The sequence below is a fragment of the Pradoshia sp. D12 genome, from assembly GCF_008935075.1.
Classification (GTDB): Bacteria; Bacillota; Bacilli; order Bacillales; family Pradoshiaceae; genus Pradoshia.
In genome coordinates, this window is the sequence record NZ_CP044545.1 from 218,560 (window position 1) to 237,500 (window position 18,941).

The following is an 18,941-nucleotide window of genomic DNA, read 5'->3' on the forward strand; positions in this document are numbered from 1 at the left end:
GGATGATAAAGGGTAATGGAGGATTAATATGATCAAACGTACATTGGCTGAAATTGCAGCTATGGTAGATGGCAGCATAAATGAAGGTTTCAAAGATATACTTGTTTCAGGAGTAACAAATGATACAAGAAAAATCGAGGAAGGCAATCTATTTGTTCCTTTGCAGGGTGAAAATAGCAATGGACATAATCATGTAGAGACAGCATTCGCTCAGGGAGCAGCTGCTTCATTTTGGGAATCAGATGCACCGAATCCTCCTGAAAACAGAGCACTGATTTTTGTTAAGGATAGTTTAAAGGCATTACAGCAGTTATCTAAAGCGTATTTACATGAGTTGGATACGAAAGTAATCGGGATTACTGGCAGTAATGGGAAAACGACTACTAAAGATATGACTGCCTCAATCATGAAAACAAAATATCGGGTACATAAAACAAGTGGGAATTATAACAACCACATTGGATTGCCGCTTACGATTCTGTCTGCTCCGGAAGATACAGAAATCCTGATTCTAGAAATGGGAATGAGCAGCAGTGGGGAGATTTCACTCCTTTCACAGATTGGGCAACCTGATGTAGCGATTATTACTAATATTGGTGAGGCGCATTTACTTGACCTTGGTTCTCGTGAAGGAATTGCAGACGCCAAAATGGAAATTGTCGAGGGTTTAAAGAAGGATGGAACACTCATTTTTAATGGGGATGAACCTCTTCTGTTAAGCAGGGTATCCAAGCATGCATATAAACAGATTACATTCGGCAGCAGCATGACAAATGACTATTATCCTGTTCAAAGCAAAGCAGGAGAGAATGAAATGGAATTTACAATTGATGTAGATGGTCATCATCCTTTCGTATTGCCGCTCTTAGGCAATCATAATGTGCTGAATGCATTGGCGGCGATAGCTGCTGGCAGAACGATGGGAGTCTCCTGGGAACAAATCACAACAGGCCTTGCTGAAGTAAAACTATCTAATATGCGGATGGAAGTATCCTTTGGAGCGAGAGGCGAAAAAATCATAAACGATGCTTATAATGCCAGCCCGACTTCAGTTAAAGCAGCTATTGAATTAGTGAAAGGGATGAAAGGTACGGGCAAGAAGATTCTTGTACTAGGCGATATGCTTGAATTGGGACCAGAGGAAGAGATGTATCACTTCAAAATGGGTGAATTAATCACAGAGGAGATTGATTATGTCTTTACGTATGGTAAATTGGCTGAAAAGATTGCCGAAGGTGCTGCAGAAAATTTGAATAAAGAACGCATTTATCATTTCAGTGATAAGGATCAATTATCATTGAAGTTAAAAGAAGTCATTGATGAACATTCTATTGTGTTGGTCAAAGCTTCGAGAGGGATGAGACTTGAAGAAGTCGTTCGTAGCCTTCAAGACTAAACCTTAAAGATATACTATCCCACGATGTCATTCATTCTTTAAGGATGAATGACATTTTTAAAAATTTCATACATATCTGCATGATTTGAATGAAATCTGGGTAATATATAACTGTATGTAAATAGAGGTTATTTATTAGTTAATTGGCGTTTTTATGCTGCACACTAAACTAGGTTAGTTAATCAATCGATTGATTAGTAGGTAAATGTAATATTTTATTTAATTTTGATACCAAGATCCGATTGCTTTGTATAAATCGAGTCCTGGCATAAATCATCTATGTGTACTACAAACAAAATTCTGTAAATATGTTTATAAACCTCTATTTTATTTAAAACAAATCGTGACTATAACGGCTTATCGTGTACAAGATTAGTGTGCAGCGCCTATTCTTCACCCATCAACGGCTTTAAAAAGGGAGAATACAGTTCTTAAATTAGCTAATTTAGAACCACAAAGGTATCTGTTAATAGCTTGAAGATTTGAAGCAGGACAAATAGCATAATAGAATATTGCAAGTGCGATTATTTGCAATCCCGGTCTGTTTTTGTTAACATAAGTTAAATACATGCGTTTCATGAAAATTTTCCAAATGAATTGGACTTATGAACTCATGCTGCCGGGATACTGACGGCCGCTTTTTTTTGTGAGATCGAACCCTGTGCAACAGGCATGATTAAATTGACCGTAATCCTGTTTTACAGGAATGAAAAATATATTGAAGCAATTGTTAAAATAACACCTATCTTGGGGGTAGAAAAATTAATGACATTATTTAGTGAATTAGGAATTAGCAGCGACACATTAAGAGCAGTAGAAGGCATGGGGTTTGAAGAAGCAACTCCAATCCAATCTGAAACGATTCCACTTGCATTGCAGGGTGGGGATTTAATCGGACAAGCTCAAACAGGTACTGGTAAAACTGCTGCGTTTGGAATTCCGATGATTGAAAAAATCGATGTAAAAAGAGACGAAATTCAGGGATTAATCATTGCACCGACACGTGAACTTGCTATTCAGGTTTCTGAAGAGCTTTACAAAATCGGAGCAGGCAACCGTTCCCGCGTTCTGGCAGTATATGGCGGTCAGGATATAACTCGTCAAATCCGTGCGTTAAAAAAACGTCCGCATATCATCGTGGGTACACCAGGCAGACTGTTGGATCATATTAACAGAAAAACAATTCGTTTGAACAATGTTCATACTGTAGTTCTTGATGAAGCAGATGAAATGTTGAACATGGGATTCATTGAAGATATTGAATCTATTCTATCTTCTGTTCCAGATAATCACCAAACTCTATTGTTCTCTGCAACTATGCCTGATCCAATTCGTCGTATAGCCGAAAGATTCATGCATGAACCAAAAACAGTTCGTGTAAAAGCGAGAGAAATGACTGTACCGGCAATCAGCCAATATTATGTACGTGTTCCGGAAAGAGAAAAATTCGATGCATTAACTCGTCTAATTGATATCCATACGCCGGAATTAGCTATTATATTTGGCCGTACTAAACGTCGTGTTGATGAATTAGCAGAAGCATTAACAGTACGTGGTTATACAGCTGAAGGAATCCATGGTGATTTGACACAAGCACGTCGTATGTCAGTCTTACGCAAGTTTAAAGAGGGAGCAGTCGATATATTGGTAGCTACGGATGTGGCTGCACGTGGTCTTGATATTTCCGGTGTTACTCATGTTTATAACTTTGATATTCCTCAGGATCCTGAAAGTTATGTTCACCGTATTGGACGTACAGGAAGAGCGGGTAAAGAAGGTATGGCAGTTACATTCGTAACTCCACGTGAAATGTCTTATCTTGAAGTGGTTGAACGCACCACTAAAAAGAAAATGGAGCGTATAAAAGCTCCAACTGTTACAGATGCGCTTGAAGGACAGCAAAGAACTGTAAAAGAAAAATTGTACAATGTTGTTTCTTCTGAGGACTTAACGGCATATCTTCCGTTGGCTAAAGAAATGATAGAAGATCATACTGCAGAGGAATTAGTTGCTGCAGCATTGAAATTGTTCATTAGAGAGCCGGATGAAAAGCCTGTAACCATCTCAGAAGAGAGACCACTTCCATTCCGCAAAGATGGCTATAAAGGCGGAAAAGGTGGCGGAAGCAAACGTCCATATAACAGAGGCGGAGACAGAGATAGCCGTGGTGGCGGAGACAGAAGACGCAGCAGCAGCACCAATCAAGGTGGACGCAGAAAGTCTTACTCAAACTCTAAACCAAAAAACACAAGTAAATAAGATTTAAATAAAGGCCAATCCTACACATTAGGATTGGCCTTTTTGTAATGAATTACCTTCCATTGTTCATAATAAGCATAGGAGGTGAGTAAATCTTATGACTATTATTCGCTTAGGTTATGTAGCTATGAGTATGGAATTGAAAAATGCATCCCCCTCAAAAACAATGACATATGCGCAATTCAGCAAGCTGGCAAATAGAGAAGCCGCTATAAAAAGACTGGAGAAAATTGCAAAAACCAATCTTAAAAACTGCCTTCGTTTATTAATTCATAATGAAGTAAATGGTATCCAATTCTTTCGATTTTCCTCAAAATTAATACCACTTGCCAACCATCCGGATTTAGAAGATTGGAACTATATGGCCGGTATAAAAGAGGAAACAAGTGCGATTAAAGAATATCTAAAAAAGCATTCTCATATGAGAATTGATTTTCATCCGGATCACTTCGTTGTTTTAAATAGTGAAGATAAGAATATCTTGAAAACATCAATTAAGACATTAAGGATGCATTTTCGATTACTAAAAGTTTTTGGATTATCGCCAAAACATCGTTGTGTATTACATATTGGTGGTTTATATCAAGATAAGGAACAAGCTCTTGAACAATTTATTCATAATTGGGGATATGTGCCTGTGGATATTCAGGAAATGATTATATTGGAAAATGATGATACGCTATTTGGCATACAGGATACCCTTTACCTATGTGAAAAACTATCCATTCCAATGGTATTTGATTTACACCATCATAAACAAAACTGTCAGGGAGATTGGAAAGATCACTGGCCAAGGATTGTGCAAACCTGGAGTAATTCAAGCTTGCCTGTTAAAGTCCATCTTTCATCCCCGAAGAATGAAAAAAATAAAAAAGCACATGCTGATCATGTGCAAAAAGAAGAAATGATGGAATTAGTGCAGGGGAATAATAATTTGACAAGCCAAGTTGATTGTATGCTGGAGGCTAAGCATAAAGATTTTGCTGTTTTCAAGTTGATTGAGCAATTAAAATTGCTAGATGGCTTTAAAATAATGGATGGTGCTATATTTTCGTATGAGCCTGTGACAAATGAAAGTCGATAAGCTTGGCATAATAGTAATTACGGCTATGTATGAAAAGGTTCTGTGCCTCTCGTAATTCATGAGGACCTTTACCAATAGCTAAATAAAAGTGTTCAAAAAGGGTGAGTGATCCTTTTTCTGTTTGCAAAGTCTCTAATATCTTGCTTCCTAGATGTGTTTGGCCAGTTACCATATAACGATAGGCTTTTTCAGATGGGGATGTCGGTTGTATATCCAATTCTCTGCGCCATAAGCTCCTGAATATATCCAAAGAACAATTAAGTGAAGCCTCCAAATAAGGTCTGCGTTGCATATGGACATTTTTCAGCAGAGCTAATCCCTTCGTAACCCATTCTTTTGCTATAGGGAAGCTATCGAACATATAAGAATGAGCTATGATGTGAGACAGGCTGATTTCCAGAGTAGGGAATTGTTGCAATAAATCTTTATTGTTAAAGTATTGTTGGCAGGCGTTTCGAACGTTCTCTGGATTTGTGCTGCTGCATAACATAGAGACTAAATACATTTCTCCAAGCTGTATTTTAAAGATAGACAGCAAATCCTCCTCTTTACATAGTAAAAGCATGGGTTCGACAGCCTTTATTAATTTATTGAGTGGCTCTTGCAATCTTAACTGACTAATCCCATACATATGTGAAATGATAGAAGCAATATTAATTTCTAAACAGCTTGAAGACAGATTAAATGCTTGATCAATAAGCTCTGAGTTATCGATCTGAGCCTCTGCCTGAGCAATATAAATAGAAAATACATTTCTTAATTCATTATTTTCTGGGTTGGAGGAATCTTCGAGTATTAATGTTTTAATCCAATCCATGCATCCTAAACGGAATAAATATTCCAGGACAAAGAGTTTCTGAACTACTCCAGATGTACATTTGCAGTAATATGATTTTACAATTTTGAAGGCTTCCTTTTCATTTGTTAGTGATACAGAAGCCATTGCCTGCATGACATAGATTGGATGATACTGTTCATATGTATGAATAGAGAAGGTGTCAGATAAATTCATCCATTCAGGGATAGAAAATGTAAGGCATTCTTGGCCATTTCCTTTTATGGGTTGAGGAATCAAAAATTCACTGAATGATAAATCCATAGCTTCTACCTTCTCTCTCTAATTTAAAGATGCTATTTCTATTATAGTTAATTTTTCCTAGAGAGGAAATAGATTCATCTAATTATCGATTAACTAAAAATAGACGGGAGAGTGCAAAGCCCATTATAAGGCCGCCAATATGCCCTGTGATATTAATGGATGATTGGAAAAAAGACATGACTACCCCGATAATAATTAAAGCTAGTATAACCTGTGAATTTTGCTGCGAAATTAAATCTTTTCTAAAAAAGATGATATAGGCAAAACATCCAAATAGCCCATAAATGGAACCGCTGGCTCCCACATGAGCATACATTAAAGGTTCTGCAAAGAATGTAAGAACATTTGCAAGGGTACCGGACAGTATAAAAAGGAGACTGAATCTAAATGTACCTAATATATTTTCCAGTCCAGGACCAATAATAATTAAGGAGAAACTATTGAATAATAGATGGGAAAAGCCAATGTGAAGAAAGATTGGTGTGACCAATCTCCAATATTCACCCTCTGCAATGAATAAGTTAACTCCGCTTAATAAGGTGTAAAGATCTCTTCCAAGAGAGATTGGTAAAGAAGTGATAATAAAAAGAACTATACACACAGCTGTTAAAAGACTGACTCCCGGGTAAAAACGGATAAATTGCCCGAAACTTTCGGTACGAGTGAACAAAAGACATCATCCTAACATAATAAGATTTGGTAAATCATTTATAATGAGGTAATGTTTAAACTAAAATAGCTATATAAATTGTGAGGGTGTGAACCAATGATTGTTGGAATTGGTATCGATATTATTGAACTTGAGAGAGTGAGAGATATTCTTAAACGGCAGCCGAAATTTGTTGATCGTATACTAACTGAAGATGAAAAGGAATACTATCTGTCACTTGGTGAAAATCGAAAAATCGAGTGGCTTGCCGGACGATTTTCTGCTAAAGAGGCATTTTCAAAAGCAAATGGTACAGGTATCGGCGGTAAACTATCGTTCCATGATATTAGCATTATTCCTGACAAGAATGGTAAACCGATTATCAAACATCCTTTAGAGGTAAAGGCACACTTAAGTATTACCCATACTAAACAATATGCGGCTGCCCAGGTTCTACTTGAAAAACGATAAAAATAAATTGTTTGTCCCCCGCAAGCACATATTCAGAAGGATTGTCTCATATATTCAATTAACGAATTGGAGAGACAAGGCCTTGTTTTGGACATTTACTACCCATATGTATTTAAGATAAAACACTCTTTGCGGGCTTTCAACAGCGTTATTGAATTAACATAAGAATAGCAGAAATAAAGAATGTTTTGAAAGGATGTATCTTAAAAATGTACTGGAATGTAAATGAACAAACCGGATCGGGCTTTCCTCTCCCTTTTACTTACTACTGTTAAAAGGGGATGAGATCTTGAGGAGGTTAATGATGCTGACGCTGACATTGGGATTTATGTTGGTCTTAGCAGGCTGCGGGGAAAAATCGCAAACTGAAGTTGTGGATGCGTTAACGGAAAAGATGAATGAATTAAAGGGATACAAAGCAGATGCGAAAATGACTTTAAAAATGGGTACAGAACCACAAGTATATGATGTGGAAGTATGGTATCAATCTCCATCAAATTACCGGGTAAACTTGAAAAATGCTCAAAAGGATCAAAGTCAAATCATCCTGCGGAATGAAGAAGGGGTATTTGTATTAACTCCAGCGCTTAATAAAAGTTTTAAGTTTCAAAGTGAGTGGCCAAAAAACAGCTCGCAGGCCTATCTGTATGAGTCTTTAATTACAGATGTAACTGTTGATAAGGATGCAACCTTTAAGGCAACAGATGATAGTTATGTGTTTGAGACAAAAACAAGATATCAGAACAATAAGATGCTTCCATTGCAGGTCGTGAAATTTGACCGCAAAACACTAGAGCCTGTAAGTGTAGATGTAATGGATTCTGATCGTAATGCATTAGTTCAGGTTGAATTTGAAAAAACGAAGTTCAATCCGAATTACAGTAATAGTGATTTTGATGTGAAAAAGAATATGACAGGAGCGCAATTGGAAGTGCCGGTAATGTCTTCTGAAGAAGATATTGATTTTGAAGCTCAATATCCAACAGCCGAGATACAGGGTGTGGAGCCTGCAGGAGAGAAAATGATCAAAACAGAGGAAGGAAAACGAGCCGTTCTGACATTTGCGGGTGATGAAAAACAATACACGTTAATTGAAACTAAATCAAAGATTGTCAAAGAAGCTGCGGTCACCATAGCAGAAGGTGAGCCGGTTGATTTAGGATTCACAATTGGCAATATGACAGAAAACTCAATATCCTGGTCTTATGAAGGGATAGATTTCATGCTCGCTGCAAAAAATCTCACATCAGACGAGATGATCATGGTTGCGAAATCAGTGCAGGAAACTGCAGAAAAATAGAAGTGGATGGACCTGTTAATAAAGGCAGGTCTATTTCTTTTTAGTTTCTGAGGAATGAATTGACTATCCTTTCATTAAGGGGAATAATCAAATTATAATCATCTAAAGGTAGGTAAACCTCTTATGAAAAATAGTCAATTATCCTATAGAGATACATGGGCAGAAATCAATTTAGATCATATAAAGCATAACGTTGAACAGATTAGGCATCTGTTGCCTCAAACTACTGACATCATGGCGGTTGTAAAGGCAAATGCATATGGACATGGAGATCGGCAAGTGGCTGAAGTGGCATTAGGTGCCGGAGCAACCAGTTTGGCCGTAGCTTTCTTGGATGAGGCGATCAGGCTTCGTCAGGCAGGTATAAAAGTGCCGATCTTAGTACTAGGTTCCACTAGGGCGGAAGACTCCAAGGTAGCCGTGCAGTACAATATCTCTTTAAATGTACATGACATTGATTGGATAGGGAAAGCTATAGCATATTTACAGGAAGAAAATATACAGCAACCGCTAAATATACACATAAAAATTGATACAGGCATGGGCAGACTTGGGATAAGGAATATACAAGAGATGAAAGAAATAGAATATATGCTTAAGAATCAAGATTATATTCATCTTGAAGGTATATTCACTCATTTTTCCAGTGCAGATGAGCTGGACTTGGACAAAACTCAAAACCAATTGTTGAAATTCAAGGAGATTCTTGATAATATGGAATACTTGCCGCCTTACATTCATACTAGTAATAGTGCGGCAGCTATGAGATATCCTGATGCCTATTTCAATACAGTAAGGCTTGGTATTTCCATGTATGGCTTAAGTCCATCACCGGAAATATCAAAAGACCTCCCAGTAACGTTGAAGCCTGCCTTATCTCTTTATACAAAGATAAAGCAAATCAAGAAGATTTCAATGGGTGATACAGTTGGGTACGGTGCAACGTATACAGCGAGTGAGCCTGAATGGATAGCCACTTTGCCTATTGGATATGCGGATGGATGGATCAGAAAACTATCTGGGCAATCTGTACTGGTTAAAGGACATAGAGCACCTATTGTCGGACGCATTTGTATGGATCAGTGCATGGTTAAATTAGATCAGTCTGTTCCTGAGGATACAGTGGTTACTCTTATCGGGAACGATGGTGATGAGACAATTACAGTTGATGAGATCGCCGAGAAATTAGAAACGATTAATTACGAGGTTATTTGTCAACTATCAAGCAGAGTCCCTCGAGTGTATAAGCAGGATGGTTTAATTGTTGAAACTGTAAATCAGTTATTTCATTATTAATTATTTAACACATATGTGCATGAATAATGAATAAAGGACAACTATTTAGCCTCATAATAAGAAAGAAATGTACTAGACACCTTTGCATGCAGAAGTAATAATGGTAAGATATAATAGTAAAGAACTATGTGGTTTGTAGTGATGGTGGAGGTGTTTGCCTGTGTCTGAGTCCAGTGCAACTACGGAAATTCTAATACGCTTGCCCCAAAATTTGCTAAGTGAGTTGGATGGATACGTGAGAGAAGAAAATGTGAATCGAAGCGAATTTATTTATCAAGCAACTAAAATGTATTTGCAAGAACGCAAAAAGAAAGAGTTTCGCGAATCCATGCGCCGTGGATATATGGAGATGGCCAATATTAATTTAACTATGGCTGCAGAAGCTTTCCAGGCAGAATATGAAGCTGAACATGCTGTGGAGCGTTTAGTTAGCGGTGAATAAGGGTTTAAATGTTAAACGTGGTGATGTGTATTTCGCTGATTTGTCTCCAGTGGTTGGATCTGAGCAAGGAGGGGTAAGACCTGTACTTGTTATTCAGAATGATATCGGAAATCGATTTAGCCCTACCGTAATTATTGCGGCAATTACGGCTCAAATACAAAAAGCGAAACTGCCGACCCATGTAGAAATTGACGCCCAAAAATATGGATTCGAACGCGATTCTGTTATTTTACTTGAACAAATTCGAACAATTGATAAGCAGAGATTGACAGATAAAATAACACAGCTGGATGATGAAATGATGCGTAAGGTTGATAATGCGCTCCAAATCAGTCTGGGACTCGTGGAATTGTAATAGTAAAAAGATTATAAATAATAAATATACTTCTGTGTTGAAGGTTAGGCTGCCAAGAATCCGAATTCTTGGCAGTTTTTTTTTGCACTTTTTAACTTAGAAAAACTTATTTTTGGTTTAAGTTAGTGACAAAAAGGGAATGAAGTACAGGTTATAGAAATTACAAATACGTTGTTGCTGTATTACGGCAATATTACGAAGGAATTTAAGATTTCCTATTTCCTTTTTAAGTGTTTATAATAGTTTGTGAATATGGTTTTTTTGAAATTATTAAATAAATTAAAGTACATGTATCCATATAAAAGAATCTAACAGAAAACTTGATGGAGGAGGAACTAATGAATAAACTTGTGCAAAACTATATCCAGGGTCATAAAGACATCATTTTGCAGCAGTGGATTGAACGTGTAAAGGATAAAGCGGATGATCGAGTCGTGAAGATTGTTTCAGATCAAATGTTTATTCACACCAGTAATGAATTTATTGAAGTGCTGATTTCTAATATTAAAGATTCTGATGAAGAATTTAAAGTGAAACTTAGTGATTTTGCAGCTAAAATTATTCGTTTAGGCTGGCCGTTAACATTTGTGAATGAGGGATTGAAAGCATTTAATGTAGTTGTTACAGACGGTATGGTAAATGAAGGGGTAATGACAAAGGAAAATCAGCTTGAGATTGTGCTGGATTTTGACGAGTGGATTACCCCTTTAAATAATGAAATTCTGAATGTTTATACATCTACGTGGGAACGAACCGTTTCTTTGCAAAAAATTGCACTCCAGGAATTATCAGCACCTCTTATTCCTGTGTTTGAAGGGATTACTGTAATGCCTCTTATAGGTACAATAGATACAGAACGCGCGAGACAAATTATGGAAAATCTTTTGGATGGCGTAGTAAAGCATCGTTCTGAGGTAGTGTTGATTGATATTACTGGAGTGCCTGTTGTTGACACTATGGTGGCTCATCATATTATTCAGGCAGCAGAGGCTGTTCGTTTGGTTGGTGCCCGTTGTATGTTGGTGGGAATACGTCCGGAGATTGCTCAAACAATTGTCAACCTCGGCATTAACTTAGATGAAATCATAACTAAAAATACATTGAAAAAGGGTGTAGAGGCTGCCCTGGAAATTACAAATAGAAAAATTATCGTAACCCCGGAGGAATTAGTATGAGGATTCCGATATTAAAGTTGCATGATTGTCTCCTGATTTCTATTCAATGGGAATTGGATGATGCAACAGCGCTGCAATTTCAGGAGGATTTACTGCATAAGATACATGAAACAAATGCAAATGGAGTGGTGATTGATCTAACTTCAGTAGATATCATTGATTCTTTTATAGCTAAAGTCCTTGGCGATGTCATTGACATGTCAAAATTAATGGGAGCAAAAGTAGTGATTACAGGGATACAGCCTGCAGTTGCCATCACATTAATTGAATTGGGCATTACATTATCCGATGTGATGACAGCTTTGGATCTTGAAAAGGGTTTGGAGAAATTACAAAAGGAACTGGGGGACTAGCATGATGAGCACCCAATCCTACGTAAAAATTCTTAATGAGTGGGATATTGTTGCAGCCCGACAAGTGGGCAGAAATGTGGCCAAAGAGTTGGGGTTTGGCACCGTGGATCAGGCAAGAATAACCACAACCATAAGTGAATTAGCAAGGAATATCTATCTCTATGCAGGGCAGGGCCAAATATGCATTGAAAAAGTCTATGACAATGGGAGAACGGGTCTCAGAGTCATAGCAGAGGATAATGGTCCGGGAATAAGTGATATAAGAAGAGTAATGGAAGATGGATATACAACATCGGGAGGTCTGGGAGCTGGTTTGCCGGGAGTCAAGAGATTGATGGATGACTTTGATATTGACTCTGATGTTGGAAAGGGTACGCGAATAATGTCTACTAAATGGCTCCGATAGGGGGAAGGTATGTGGAAAATAGAGAGTGCATGGAGGAAAGATACCGTGAAGCTCTCTCGAATTACTTGAAAGAGCATACGGAAAAAGCGTTATATCTCGGACATAAAATCAGCAAAGAAGCTATAGAACAGATGGTATCACCTGAAGAGATAATAAGTTTGCATAAAAATACGCTAAAAGAAATACTTCCTGATATTTCGGAAGAAGTCAGCCACTCTTTTGATTTTTTGTTGGAAATTATGATGGAGTATGGTGTAGCCTTTCGTGAATTACAGAGTCTCCGCCATCAACAAAGAGAACTGAAGAGTGAGATGGAGATAGCGGCTAATGTTCAGCAGACTTTATTGGAAACGCGAGTTCCTGTACTAAAAAATCTTGAAATTGGAGCCATAAGTGTTCCGGCTAAGCACATGAGCGGAGATTATTTTCATTTTGTTCAGGATGAGCATAATCGAGTGGCTGTAGCGATTGCTGATATTATTGGCAAAGGGATACCGGCGGCGTTATGTATGTCCATGATTAAGTACGCGATGGATTCTTTGCCGGAGCATCGCACATCCCCAGCGAGTGTTCTGGAAAGTATTAACCGTGTTGTGGAGCAAAATGTTGGACCGAGTATGTTCATAACGATGTTTTATGGTCTATATGATCCCTCAAATCATATTTTTACATATGCTTCAGCAGGTCATGAACCGGGATTTTTCTATAATTACGAAAAAAATGAATTTACCGAGTTAACTGCTAAGGGTCTGTTGCTTGGTGTAGATAAAAAAACAGTATACAGGCAATATGAAAGAAAGATTGAAATAGGCGATATGATTATCCTTCTATCTGATGGGGTAACAGAGTGCAGGACAAATGAGGGATTTATAGAAAGAGATACGTTGGTTCAATTTATTCGGGAATCTATTCATTTAGATGCCCAAACCATTGTAAACAATCTCTATAAAAAGTTGGAAAAGATGCAACATTTTCAATTAAGAGATGATTTTACCTTGATAATTATGAGACGGAAGTTTTAAGTGGATAATTTCGGGTAAAGAAGGATAGCGGAACATGACTTTTTGAGGAGAGGTACAAATTCATGAATATTTCTATTGATGTACAGAATGTAAATTCTGAAATACATGTAAATGTTAAAGGCGAGATAGATGCATACACAGCACCGAAGTTAAGAGAGACACTATTTCCTTTGTCGGATCAAGATAAAGTAGTCATGATTATTGATTTAACCGATGTTTCTTATATGGACAGCACAGGTCTTGGGGTATTTGTAGGATTATTTAAAAATGTTCGAGCGCACAATGGGGATTTTAGAATCATCGGACTATCAGAGAGATTACATCGTCTTTTTGAAATCACTGGTTTAGCGGATATAATCCATATAAAAAGCCATGCAGAGGGTGGAACGCAATGAGTGAAACATACGAATATATTGAAATGAAGATACCTGCAAAACCTGAATTTATCGGGGTAATGAGATTAACTTTATCAGGAATAGCCAGCCGTATGGGGTTTTCATATGATAGTATAGAAGATTTGAAAATTGCTACGAGCGAGGCTTGTACAAATGCAGTTCAGCATGCGTACAAGGGCGAGCGGGATGGGGAAGTTATCATAGGCTTTGGATTATATGAAGACCGTCTTGAAGTAATGGTAGTCGATAATGGCGAAAGCTGTGATTTTGAAGAGGTGCGACAAGGCTTGGGGCCTTATGAGAGAGACCAATCAGTGGAATTCTTAAGAGAAGGAGGATTAGGTCTATATCTGATTGAAACGCTCATGGATGAAGTGAAAATACACCATAATGAAGGTGTGACAGTATTCATGACGAAGTTTCTTGAGGGAGAGCAGGTGGAGAGTGATGCAGAAACAATCTCAAACTAGTGATGAGAAAAAGGCACAAATGAGAGACCAAGTCACGGAATGGATTAAAGCCTATCAACTCCATGGAGATGAAGAAGCACAGGCTCAACTTGTTCAGCACTATACCGGGCTAGTTGAAACGATTGCGAGAAAGTATTCAAAGGGAAAATCATATCATGAGGATATTGCCCAGGTTGGCATGATTGGATTGCTGGGTGCGATTCGCAGGTATGATGATTCCTTCGGAAAAAGCTTCGAGGCTTTTGCTGTCCCGACGATAATTGGAGAGATTAAACGCTTTTTACGTGATAAAACATGGAGTGTTCACGTTCCTCGCAGAATTAAAGAGCTTGGTCCAAAAATCAAGTCGACTGTTGAAGAACTTACCTCAGAATTGCATCGTTCTCCTAAGATTGAAGAAATTGCTCAGTACTTAGAAGTTTCTGAGGAAGAAGTTTTAGAAGCGATGGAAATGAGTAAAAGTTATCAGGCGCTATCAGTGGATCACTCAATCGAGGCGGATTCAGACGGCGGAACAGTCACTTTGTTAGATATCTTCGGAAATGTGGATGAAGGATATGAAAAGGTGAATCAGCGGTTGGTTTTGGAGAAAGTTCTCCATGTATTGTCAGATCGCGAAAAGAAAATCATACAATACACCTATCTAGAAAATCTAAGTCAAAAGGAAGCGGGAGATCGATTAGGTATATCTCAAATGCATGTATCCCGTCTTCAACGCCGTGCTATAAAAAAACTGCAGGAAGCCATTAATGCTGAGAATTCGGAGTATATACGGTGAATCAAGAAGTGCTAAGGGATAGTAGAGTGCAATTAATTGTGTCTCAATCACCTAAACAAGGAAAGTTGTTATGTGGTGATGACTATTTTTATGAAGTGACGGATGATTACTTTATTTGTGTCATCGCAGATGGATTAGGATCAGGGGAGTTTGCTCATGAATCCTCTCGGGCAGTTACTAATGTAGTTCGGGAGTATCAGAGCGAGGATGTTGGAGATATTATGGAACGATGTAATCAGGCCCTGCTAAGAAAGCGAGGCGCCGCTGTCGCTATTTTAAAAGTGGACTTCAAAAAGAAAGAATTTCAGTACAGCTGTGTTGGTAATATCCGTTTCTATCTATATCCTCCAAATGATAAAATGATCTATCCCCTACCTGTAACCGGATATTTATCTGGAAGAAAGCAGAAATTCCATACTCAACAGTTTACATATACTCCGTCCACTAAATTTTTCATTCACTCCGATGGATTTGAAATGAAGGGGACGAAAAATTTCCTGCGAAATGCTAGTTCTCTTGAAGAAACTGCGAAAAAATTAGAAAGTCAAAATAGTGCCTTGAACGATGATATTACATTCATTTTTGGGAGTCTTTTATAATTATAAGAGACTTCTTTTTTGTGTTATTTATGAGAGTCCAGTATTTGTAGCAGAAAAGGTTATGATACTATAAAGGTAATTATTTGCAGAGGGAAGGTTTGTTAATGAAGTCGAAGAGTGAATTGGTTCAATATATAGCGTCAGAGCTTTCAGTGAAGGGGAGTCAAGTATCCAATGTATTGGCGCTTTTAGAGGATGGTAATACGATTCCATTTATAGCGCGTTATCGAAAAGAAATGACCGGCTCATTGGATGAGGTTGAAATTAGAACAATTTCTGAGCGGTGGACCTATCTCGATAATTTGGAAAAAAGAAAGGAAGAAGTCCTGCGTATTATTGAGGAGCAAGGGAAACTCACAGAGGAGTTATCACGTGAAATCATCAAGGCAGTAAAACTGCAAACTATTGAAGATTTGTATCGTCCTTTTAAGCAAAAGCGTCGCACAAAAGCAACGGTCGCAAATGAAAAAGGATTAGAACCGTTGGCGAAATGGATCATGGAAGCTCCTCAAACTGCAAACCCACTTGAAAAAGCTGCTCAATTTGTTGATGTGGAGTTGGGAGTGACAACGCCAGAAGAAGCTTTAGATGGTGCGAAAGATATTATAGCAGAGAATATCTCTGATAATGCCTCTTTCAGAAAATGGATTCGGGATGAAACATTTAAGTTTGGCTTGATTAAATCTGTTAGTAAAGATGAGAAGAAAGATGAGAAAAAGGTATTTGAGATGTACTACGACTATGATGAAGCAATAGGAAAAATAGTTCCTCATCGCATTTTGGCACTTAATCGTGGTGAAAAAGAGGGAGTGCTTCGAGTTTCCATCAAAACCGATACACAGAAAATACTGGATTATCTCGCTAGAAAAATGAATTTGAATACAGCCAATCCGAGTGCAGTGATTATGAAGGAAGCAATAGAAGATAGCTATAAGCGATTGATTCAGCCTTCTATTGAAAGGGAGATTCGTAATGAGTTGACGGAAAAGGCTGAAGACCAAGCTATCTATATTTTTTCTGAGAATCTCAGAAATTTACTGCTTCAGCCGCCTTTAAAGGGAAAAATGGTATTGGGTGTAGATCCGGCTTATCGTACAGGCTGTAAATATGCAGTAGTCGATCCTACAGGGAAAATGCTTGAGGTAGGAGTGATTTATCCGCATCCGCCAGTAGCTAAAAAGAAAGAGGCAACGGAGGCTATTCTGTCTATACTCAAAAGATATAACATAGAAATCATCACAATCGGGAACGGAACAGCATCTCGAGAGACAGAACAATTCATTGCAGATACGTTGAAGAAGCAAAGTGAAAAAATCTATTACGTAATTGTAAATGAGGCCGGTGCAAGTGTTTATTCGGCATCAGATATCGCAAGAGAAGAGTTTCCAGATTTACAGGTGGAGCAGCGAAGTGCGGTCTCGATTGCAAGAAGACTACAGGATCCCTTGGCGGAATTGGTGAAGATAGATCCTAAATCTGTAGGTGTAGGGCAATATCAACATGATGTTTCAGAAAAAAAACTGAATGAGTCACTTGGTTTTGTGGTTGAAACGGCAGTAAACCGAGTGGGGGTTAATGTGAATACAGCCTCTCCTTCTCTATTGCAATATGTGGCGGGTCTTTCCAAGTCTGTAGCCCAAAATATCGTAAAAAAGAGAGAGAAAGAAGGAGCATTCCGAAATCGGGCTTCTTTAAAAAAGATTCCAAGGCTTGGTGCGAAAACCTATGAACAAGCCATTGGGTTTTTAAGAGTAATTGGTGGGGAAGAGCCGCTTGATCGGACATCCATACATCCTGAAAACTATCAGTCCGTTCGTTCTTTATTGAAAATGCTCGGTTTCACAACGGATGATTTAGGAAGTGAACGATTAAGAGAAGCGCTAACCACGGTGAAGAAAAGTGAAATGGCGGAGAAATTGAATATTGGCGAAATCACATTGGGAGATATTCTGGATGCCTTGATGAGACCAGAAAGAGATCCGCGTGACGAATTGGCTGCACCTCTATTAAAATCTGATGTACTGAAGATGGAGGATCTTAAGCAAGGGATGGAGCTCCAAGGCGTTGTTCGTAATGTCGTTGATTTTGGCGCATTTATTGACATCGGCGTAAAGCAGGCCGGTCTAGTTCATATCTCGAAATTGAGCAGACGATATGTAAAGCATCCAATGGATGTTGTATCAGTTGGGGATGTGGTGACTGTCTGGGTTGATCAAGTAGATATACCTAAAGAACGAATTGCCCTTACAATGATAAATCCGGCTGGATAATATAAATGTGAAGCATTGCCTTAATCGTATTGGGCAATGCTTTTTTTATAAAAAAACCAACATTGATTCAATAGTTGCACTTGCTTGCTGTTTTTTTCAAGAAAGGCTCTTTGGATTTGGTTTTGCAACCAAGCAGGCATATTTAGACCTCCTTTCATAAATGTTGTACTATAAATAGGTGATAAGCCCATGGTTAATTTATTGTATGTAACAGCCGCCGGGTTTGTTACTTTAAAAGTGTGGAGGTTTAACTTATGACGGACCGGGAATTACAGAAATTAGTTGAAAAAATATCCATAGAGGATTTTGGGATACCATTCACTCATAAGGCAATCTTTAATAACAGATTAAGGACAACAGGCGGACGGTATTTATTAGTCAGCCATAATATTGAAATTAATCGAAGATACTTAGATGAATTAGGAATGGAAGAGATAAAGGGAATTATAAAACATGAATTATGCCATTATCATCTGCACCTCCAAGGGAAGGGATACAGGCATGGAGATCGGGACTTTAAACAATTGATGGCAAAGACCAACTCACCTCGTTTTTGCTCAGCCCTGGAAAGCAATATCCGTGCTGTACGCCCTGTGAAATGGCTATACGAATGCCGGTCATGCGGCCTGGAATATAGACGGAAAAGACAGCTTGATACGAAGAAATATGTATGTGGAAAATGTCGCGGAAAAATTATTTTAAAAAAATCGTTGACATAGACCTTGCTAACATGGTAACTTATTTGAGCGGCCTTATTAAAGCCGAAAGCAAAAATGACATCAAAACTTTAACAAAAAAACTTTTTTAAAAAAGTGTTGACATGTTAAAAGAGATTCATTATAATAGATAAAGTCGACTGGGGCGCTTGAAGTTCTCGCGGAGAGATGAAAAAAGTGCTCAAGAGACTGAAAGTAAGCAATGAACGGCCCCTTGGTCAAGCGGTTAAGACACCGCCCTTTCACGGCGGTAACACGGGTTCGAATCCCGTAGGGGTCACCAATCAAACCTCAGATTGTTTGAGCGAGATTAATATCGTCGCGGGGTGGAGCAGTCTGGTAGCTCGTCGGGCTCATAACCCGAAGGTCGCAGGTTCAAATCCTGTCCCCGCAATTAAATAAATGG

The 18,941-nt window shown here is 38.3% G+C and carries 21 protein-coding genes and 3 tRNA genes (1 of these 24 running past the window's edge); 21 read left to right on the forward strand and 3 right to left on the reverse strand.

What is annotated here, in order from left to right; genetic code table 11:
* Nucleotides 1-28: 28 nt before the first annotated feature.
* The 3 genes from F7984_RS01225 to uvsE all read left to right on the forward strand — a co-directional run bounded on the left by F7984_RS01225 (nucleotide 29) and on the right by uvsE (nucleotide 4,739).
* Nucleotides 29-1,396 (forward strand): UDP-N-acetylmuramoyl-tripeptide--D-alanyl-D-alanine ligase, encoded by a 1,368-nt coding sequence (locus F7984_RS01225; protein ID WP_140462287.1) that lies wholly within the window; start codon nucleotides 29-31, stop codon nucleotides 1,394-1,396.
* Between the two features lie 765 nt (nucleotides 1,397-2,161).
* On the forward strand, nucleotides 2,162-3,655 hold the full coding sequence (locus F7984_RS01230) for a degradosome RNA helicase CshA (protein ID WP_066102485.1): 1,494 nt from the start codon (nucleotides 2,162-2,164) through the stop codon (nucleotides 3,653-3,655).
* A gap of 97 nt (nucleotides 3,656-3,752) precedes the next feature.
* Nucleotides 3,753-4,739: a UV DNA damage repair endonuclease UvsE gene (gene uvsE / locus F7984_RS01235; RefSeq protein ID WP_140462286.1), complete on the forward strand. Its 987-nt coding sequence runs from the start codon at nucleotides 3,753-3,755 to the stop codon at nucleotides 4,737-4,739.
* Here the strand turns inward: uvsE and F7984_RS01240 are convergent.
* Together F7984_RS01240 and F7984_RS01245 are read right to left on the reverse strand one after the other, a co-directional pair.
* Nucleotides 4,699-5,838, reverse strand: a complete 1,140-nt coding sequence (locus F7984_RS01240) for an AimR family lysis-lysogeny pheromone receptor (RefSeq protein ID WP_066102479.1) — start codon at nucleotides 5,836-5,838, stop codon at nucleotides 4,699-4,701. The two genes, uvsE and F7984_RS01240, sit on opposite strands and share 41 nt — an antisense overlap.
* Before the next feature lie 82 nt (nucleotides 5,839-5,920).
* Entirely contained in the window at nucleotides 5,921-6,508 is a 588-nt protein-coding gene (locus F7984_RS01245; protein WP_066102476.1) for a rhomboid family intramembrane serine protease, read from the reverse strand.
* A gap of 96 nt (nucleotides 6,509-6,604) precedes the next feature.
* Here F7984_RS01245 and acpS point away from each other — a divergent pair, with 96 nt between their 5' ends.
* The 14 genes from acpS (at nucleotide 6,605) to F7984_RS01315 (ending at nucleotide 17,819) form a co-directional block, all read left to right on the forward strand.
* Nucleotides 6,605-6,958, forward strand: a complete 354-nt coding sequence (acpS, locus tag F7984_RS01250) for a holo-ACP synthase (RefSeq protein ID WP_066102473.1) — start codon at nucleotides 6,605-6,607, stop codon at nucleotides 6,956-6,958.
* A gap of 289 nt (nucleotides 6,959-7,247) precedes the next feature.
* Entirely contained in the window at nucleotides 7,248-8,258 is a 1,011-nt protein-coding gene (locus F7984_RS01255) for a LolA family protein (RefSeq protein WP_306821568.1), read from the forward strand.
* 123 nt (nucleotides 8,259-8,381) lie between these two features.
* Nucleotides 8,382-9,554, forward strand: a complete 1,173-nt coding sequence (gene alr, locus F7984_RS01260; RefSeq protein ID WP_066102467.1) for an alanine racemase — start codon at nucleotides 8,382-8,384, stop codon at nucleotides 9,552-9,554.
* Nucleotides 9,555-9,714: 160 nt separating this feature from the next.
* Entirely contained in the window at nucleotides 9,715-9,996 is a 282-nt protein-coding gene (locus F7984_RS01265) for a CopG family ribbon-helix-helix protein (protein WP_049672447.1), read from the forward strand.
* On the forward strand, nucleotides 9,989-10,351 hold the full coding sequence (locus tag F7984_RS01270) for a type II toxin-antitoxin system PemK/MazF family toxin (protein ID WP_066102464.1): 363 nt from the start codon (nucleotides 9,989-9,991) through the stop codon (nucleotides 10,349-10,351). The genes F7984_RS01265 and F7984_RS01270 overlap by 8 nt, the downstream gene beginning before the upstream one ends.
* A gap of 338 nt (nucleotides 10,352-10,689) precedes the next feature.
* Nucleotides 10,690-11,526: an RsbT co-antagonist protein RsbRA gene (locus F7984_RS01275; protein ID WP_066102461.1), complete on the forward strand. Its 837-nt coding sequence runs from the start codon at nucleotides 10,690-10,692 to the stop codon at nucleotides 11,524-11,526.
* Complete coding sequence (locus tag F7984_RS01280) at nucleotides 11,523-11,879, forward strand: STAS domain-containing protein (protein ID WP_066102458.1); 357 nt, start codon at nucleotides 11,523-11,525, stop codon at nucleotides 11,877-11,879. The genes F7984_RS01275 and F7984_RS01280 overlap by 4 nt, the downstream gene beginning before the upstream one ends.
* A 4-nt stretch (nucleotides 11,880-11,883) precedes the next feature.
* The gene (locus tag F7984_RS01285) at nucleotides 11,884-12,285 is read left to right on the forward strand and encodes an anti-sigma regulatory factor (protein ID WP_066102671.1); all 402 of its coding nucleotides are present in this window, start codon (nucleotides 11,884-11,886) and stop codon (nucleotides 12,283-12,285) included.
* 11 nt (nucleotides 12,286-12,296) lie between these two features.
* Nucleotides 12,297-13,307, forward strand: a complete 1,011-nt coding sequence (locus tag F7984_RS01290) for a PP2C family protein-serine/threonine phosphatase (protein ID WP_139063803.1) — start codon at nucleotides 12,297-12,299, stop codon at nucleotides 13,305-13,307.
* Nucleotides 13,308-13,369: 62 nt separating this feature from the next.
* A complete protein-coding gene (locus F7984_RS01295; RefSeq protein WP_066102453.1) occupies nucleotides 13,370-13,702 on the forward strand; it encodes an anti-sigma factor antagonist in 333 nt (110 codons plus the stop codon).
* Nucleotides 13,699-14,172, forward strand: a complete 474-nt coding sequence (gene rsbW / locus F7984_RS01300) for an anti-sigma B factor RsbW (RefSeq protein ID WP_066102448.1) — start codon at nucleotides 13,699-13,701, stop codon at nucleotides 14,170-14,172. The genes F7984_RS01295 and rsbW overlap by 4 nt, the downstream gene beginning before the upstream one ends.
* On the forward strand, nucleotides 14,150-14,950 hold the full coding sequence (gene sigB / locus F7984_RS01305) for an RNA polymerase sigma factor SigB (protein ID WP_066102445.1): 801 nt from the start codon (nucleotides 14,150-14,152) through the stop codon (nucleotides 14,948-14,950). The genes rsbW and sigB overlap by 23 nt, the downstream gene beginning before the upstream one ends.
* Nucleotides 14,947-15,549, forward strand: a complete 603-nt coding sequence (locus tag F7984_RS01310) for a PP2C family serine/threonine-protein phosphatase (RefSeq protein ID WP_225983640.1) — start codon at nucleotides 14,947-14,949, stop codon at nucleotides 15,547-15,549. The genes sigB and F7984_RS01310 overlap by 4 nt, the downstream gene beginning before the upstream one ends.
* A gap of 104 nt (nucleotides 15,550-15,653) precedes the next feature.
* A complete protein-coding gene (locus F7984_RS01315) occupies nucleotides 15,654-17,819 on the forward strand; it encodes a Tex family protein (protein WP_140462285.1) in 2,166 nt (721 codons plus the stop codon).
* Between the two features lie 20 nt (nucleotides 17,820-17,839).
* Here the strand turns inward: F7984_RS01315 and cmpA are convergent, their stop codons facing one another.
* Nucleotides 17,840-17,959, reverse strand: coding sequence for a cortex morphogenetic protein CmpA (gene cmpA / locus F7984_RS01320; protein ID WP_139063802.1), 120 nt, complete (start codon nucleotides 17,957-17,959; stop codon nucleotides 17,840-17,842).
* A 114-nt stretch (nucleotides 17,960-18,073) separates the two neighbouring features.
* Between cmpA and F7984_RS01325 the strand changes: the two genes are divergently transcribed.
* The 4 genes from F7984_RS01325 to F7984_RS01340 form a co-directional block, all read left to right on the forward strand.
* A complete protein-coding gene (locus F7984_RS01325) occupies nucleotides 18,074-18,538 on the forward strand; it encodes a SprT family protein (RefSeq protein WP_140462284.1) in 465 nt (154 codons plus the stop codon).
* Nucleotides 18,539-18,743: 205 nt separating this feature from the next.
* Nucleotides 18,744-18,818, forward strand: a tRNA-Glu gene (locus F7984_RS01330).
* A 37-nt stretch (nucleotides 18,819-18,855) separates the two neighbouring features.
* Nucleotides 18,856-18,929 (forward strand) — tRNA-Met (locus F7984_RS01335).
* A 10-nt stretch (nucleotides 18,930-18,939) separates the two neighbouring features.
* Nucleotides 18,940-18,941 (forward strand) — tRNA-Asp (locus F7984_RS01340) (it continues 75 nt past the right edge of the window).